The organism is Acidimicrobiia bacterium (assembly GCA_016650365.1).
Classification (GTDB): domain Bacteria; phylum Actinomycetota; class Acidimicrobiia; order Spongiisociales; family JAENVV01; genus JAENVV01.
Genome location: JAENVV010000333.1, coordinates 1 through 4,476, shown reverse-complemented (window position 1 = coordinate 4,476; position 4,476 = coordinate 1). Strand labels below are relative to the sequence as shown.

General features: G+C 58.7%; 3 protein-coding genes and 1 pseudogene. 2 read left to right on the top strand and 2 right to left on the bottom strand.

What is annotated here, in order from left to right:
- Positions 1-2,442, bottom strand: a 2,442-nt coding sequence (locus tag JJE47_17955; GenBank protein MBK5269310.1) for a methyltransferase domain-containing protein, incomplete at its 3' end; no start/stop codon positions are given.
- 264 nt (positions 2,443-2,706) lie between these two features.
- Here JJE47_17955 and rfbC point away from each other — a divergent pair.
- A complete protein-coding gene (gene rfbC, locus JJE47_17950) occupies positions 2,707-3,261 on the top strand; it encodes a dTDP-4-dehydrorhamnose 3,5-epimerase (protein ID MBK5269309.1) in 555 nt (184 codons plus the stop codon).
- Here rfbC and JJE47_17945 read toward each other — a convergent pair.
- Positions 3,258-4,156: pseudogene (locus tag JJE47_17945) on the bottom strand (IS481 family transposase). The gene rfbC and the pseudogene JJE47_17945 overlap by 4 nt on opposite strands.
- Before the next feature lie 159 nt (positions 4,157-4,315).
- On the opposite strand from JJE47_17945, the gene JJE47_17940 reads away from it, so the two are divergent.
- Positions 4,316-4,476 (top strand): NAD-dependent epimerase/dehydratase family protein (locus tag JJE47_17940; protein MBK5269308.1); only part of this gene is annotated, 161 nt, incomplete at its 3' end.

The window sequence follows — 4,476 nt, the reverse complement described above, 5'->3', positions numbered from 1 at the left end:
CTTGCCTACGAGGTCGGCTTGGGAGTAGGTGCGGGCGGTGGTGAGGTCGGTGAGGTGGTCCGGGGCGTAGTAGTCGTCGTCGTCCATCTTGGTTATGAGGTGTCCAGTGGCGTGGTGGGTGGCATGGTTGAGGCAGTCGCCGAGTGTCCAGGAGGTGGGGGCCGTGAGGATCGTGTTGGGATGGCCGAGGGTTTCAGCGAGTTGGTGGGCTTGGCTGGTATCGATGGTGTCGCCGTGGAGTACGGTGATGAGTTCGAGGTTGGGGTAGTTCTGTTGTCTGATTTGGGTGTAGGCGTGGAGGAGGAACTCGGGTCGGTTGGTGACAAACAGGATGCTTATGGTCGGTTTGGGTTGGAGGGGGATGTTGAGGCGGTCGAGGATCGACTCGAATCGGTGTTGGCGGGTGTGATGGTTCAACACATAGTTGCGGGTAGTGATGCTGATGCGTTCACGCAGGTGGGGATCCTGGAGGGTCTCTAACTGTTTGACGGTTTCGTCAGGGGTGGCGGATGTGAGGAGGTGGTCGGGTCCGAACAGGTCGGCATGGCTGTGGTGAGGGGTTGTGATGACGGGAGTGCCGTTGGCGGCCAGGTTGAGGAGGTGTTGGAGGTAGCCGGTCTGGTTGGGATGGAACGACGGTGCCGTCACTGCGGCGAGGTGACGATGAGAGGTCTTGTTGATGCTGGTTGCCGTCGGGGTGGGGTCGGCCGGTTTGATCGGGTATCGGGTTGGGTTGGCCGTTACCGGGTAGAGCGTGATGTCTCCCTTGATTGGTTCGATCAGGGTTTTCCAGTCGTTCCCCGAGCTGTTCAGATGGGGGTGGGCGAAGAGGGCCACGGTTGGCTGGGATGGGGTGCGTTCCCAATGCATCGGGTTGTAGGCGGCAATGTCGACACTTGGATATAGCTCAAGGACGGGAACCCCATCGACCTGGGCTGCTAACTCGGGGTTTTCGGTGACGACCAACGACACATACGGGCTCACATACGCAAGGTCGTGGACGGTCCTGACGAACAGCACAACCGGAATGTTGTCCTGAGCGGCCAACTCCGCCAGGCGGGTCGGGTCAGAATCGGTCATGCGTGAAGGTTCGAGGAGAAGCATGTCTCCTCCCTTTTTGAACACGTCTTGCGTGGGGGCGGACTCGGTAATAGCCACATGGGGGGCAACTGTCGCGAACGTAGGGGTGCCACCCCAATGAAAGATCCGCAGGTGTGGATACGGTAAGCGGCGAGCCGTTCCGATACCGGGTGGAAGTGACACCGGGAGTTTGGCAGATATTTCGGTGCGTTCAGGAAGCGCCTTTTGGGTGGGCAGCGGAGTCGGTCGTAACGCCTTTAGGAGACTTCTCGGTAACAACAGCAACCTCCGAGGGCTCGTCAACCCCTCTGCCAAAGCCAACGCGAACCGGACCACCCGCCGTAACCGCAGCCGATCGAATGCAGTCTGATACTTGCGGGCCGCCACCTCAGCATCCAACACACGAGATACCACAGCATCGCGATCAAACGACGCCACCACCGGCACCGGAGCCGCCAACAACCGATCCAACTCGGCGACCGCCTCCTCAAACTCACGACTCCGCCCCTCTAGCCGCAACCGCTCCAACTCCAACCGCAACCGCCCCAACTCCAGGGCGTGGAGTTGCGCATCAACGGCTGAGACCCTTCGACTGTCAGCCAGTTTCTCGCGCTGAGAGCTCACCAATTGTGACAGTTCACCGCGCTTCTCCCGCTCGGCGGTGACGTCGGCCAACAGACGGGTGAATCCCTTCTGAACTTCGAGGAGGCAGCGTTCGACAACATCGGCAAAGGGCGCTCGGTACTCAAGCACGCCATCTTCGACATCGACGGGGATTTGACGTTTTGACGCCGTCACGCAGATGTTGTTGAAACGTCCGAGCGGAAACGTTACGAAATCAGACGCTTCGTAGGCGTATCGTGCTGCCAAGAGTCTGGCAACATCAGTCGGGAAGATCGGTTCCTTGTGATCAGGATCCGGGTAGATGCCGATGGTGGTGGTTAGTACCAGCTGACCTCCAGGCCTCAGAACTCGAGATACCTCCTCGATGAGGCGTTCGGGCTGGTTTAGATGCTCTACGATCTCGGCCAGAATGATGGTATCGAACATTCCATCGTTGAAGTCATCAAGCGAGCCATCCGTTAGGCGGAAATCGAGCCTCTTCTGAACACTGATGTCCTCTTGTTGACGGAGCCCAAGAGCGTAATCCAGGGAAACAGACTCGATTTCAGTGCCGATCACGTCGAATCCCTCTCTCGCGAGCAGAATCGAGACGATGCCCTGGGAGCACCCGACTTCGAGAACTTTCGGACCGGTAACCTGCGAACAGATCCAATGGACACGTTCGCGTTCGTGATTGCGAGAGTCTTCGCTGCCTGTCAGGCCGAGATACATCTCGGCGATTCGGTTCCCACCTGACATGAACTGACCATCCCGGCTCGATCGGACCGGTAGCACGATACCAGGGCCGTATTTGCCGCGCGGTCGGACGTCCTGCTCCAGGATCCTCTGTCGGATCGGCCGTGATGGCGGGCCACCCAGCTCGGACAAGGGGTCTTGGGCCGGCAGCCGGCGGCGGGAAGGTCGGTGCCGTTCGCTGTGCCGGGGATGAGGAATACCAAAAACTGACGGCAGCTCTGGACCAACGCCGATGGATCCGGTTGTCGATAGGTCTAGAGTGCGGTGATGCTTGTCGAGCCAACCACACTGCCCGGACTCTTGGTAGTGACACCCGCGATCCATGTTGATGAGCGTGGGTTTTTCTTTGAGTCATGGAACGAAGAGCATTTCAACGGAGCCGTCGGCGAGGCCGTGCACTTCGTTCAGGACAACCAGTCTCGTTCCGTAAAGAACGTACTTCGGGGCATTCATTTTCAGATGCCGTACAGTCAAGGAAAGCTGGTTCGGGTGACCGTAGGATCGATCTGGGACGTGGCTGTCGACCTCCGAGTCGACTCCGAGACTTTCGGGCATTGGCATGGTCTGGAGCTGACTGCGGAGAGCCACCAGCAGCTGTGGATTCCCGGAGGCTTCGGGCATGGATTCGTTGTCATTAGCGATGAGGCGGACGTCGCCTACAAAGTCACCAATTATTACGAGCCGACCGCCGAGAGGTCTGTGCGATTTGACGATCCAGATCTAGCCATCGACTGGCCGGTTGCGAACCCCCGTTTATCCGAAAAGGATGAACAAGCGCCGTGGCTGGAAGCCGCTCTTGTCACCGACGATCCCCAGGCCTAGGTGTAACAATCCCTGAGGCTGTTGACGCGGGTGATGGGTGCGCCCTTGACTGCTGAGTGGCGTCGGTGGTGATTGTATCGGTGGATCCAGCGGGTCAGGTCGTCTTGGCGTTGTTGGTTTGAGGTCCATAATCGGGCGGCGGCCCATTCCCGATCGAGGGTCTGTTGGTAGCGTTCTACTTTCCCGTTGGTTTGTGGCCGGTAGCTGCGGGTGAACACGTGGCCGATCCCGACCGAGTCGAGCGTGTCGCAGAACAGATGAGAGCGGTATCCGGTGCCGTTATCAGTCATGATGGTCTGGACTGTGACCCCCGGTCAGCGAACCATTGGACGGCCCGTTTGGTGAACTCGAGGCAGGTGAGGGCGGTCTCGTCGTCGAGGAATTCTGAATAGGCGACCCGACTGTGATCATTGATCATCGAATGGAGACAGGTCTTGTCGGTACCGACAGCCTTTTTGACGTTGCCTCGCCCGTGGGCTTTCCATCCGCCCCCATCGGGGATACGAGTGAACTTTTTGACATCAACATGAACCAGTTCACCAGGGAGCTGCTTCTCATAGCGTCTTGCCGGTTCGACCAGTCCCGGATCGAGACGACGAAGCTGCGAGATCCCGTAGCGTTTTAACACCCGCCACACCGTCGAAGGGTTCATGCCCAGATGCCCGGCGATCTGTTCGGGACCCCACCGACGACCGAGCCGCAACCCGATAATCCGTCGTTCCCGCTTCACCGACACCCGGCACGGTGACCGATGCGGTATCGACCGGCGATCGATCAGACCGCCTTCACCCTCACCCTGATAACGATTCCACCATTTCGAGGCGGTCTGACGCGAAATCGACATAAACCTGGCCACCTCTGAGATGTCGTAGCCGGCTTCGATCCGACGACACATCCTGAGACGACCCTCCGGCGTCAATGGGGCATTAGCGTGCACGGTGAGCCTCCTCTGGTTCTGTGATGCGTGCAAACACCACTCAACCAGAGGAGCTCACCCCCAACCCGTCAACAACCCGGAATAGAACACCTAGGTATCAAGCCCTACACTTGAGTCATGGGTAGGACTTTCCTTGTTACGGGCGGTGCCGGTTTTATCGGTTCCAACTTCGTTCGCTACGTTCTGGCCAGCGAACCCGATGCTCAGGTCGTCAATCTTGACGCCCTCACTTATGCCGGAGTCAAAGCGACTGTCGACGAACTCGATCTACTTGGTCG

Bases quoted from the DNA above. Each gene is read 5' to 3' on its own strand.
- rfbC (MBK5269309.1), top strand. From the start codon at position 2,707: ATGCTTGTCGAGCCAACCACACTGCCCGGACTCTTGGTAGTGACACCC.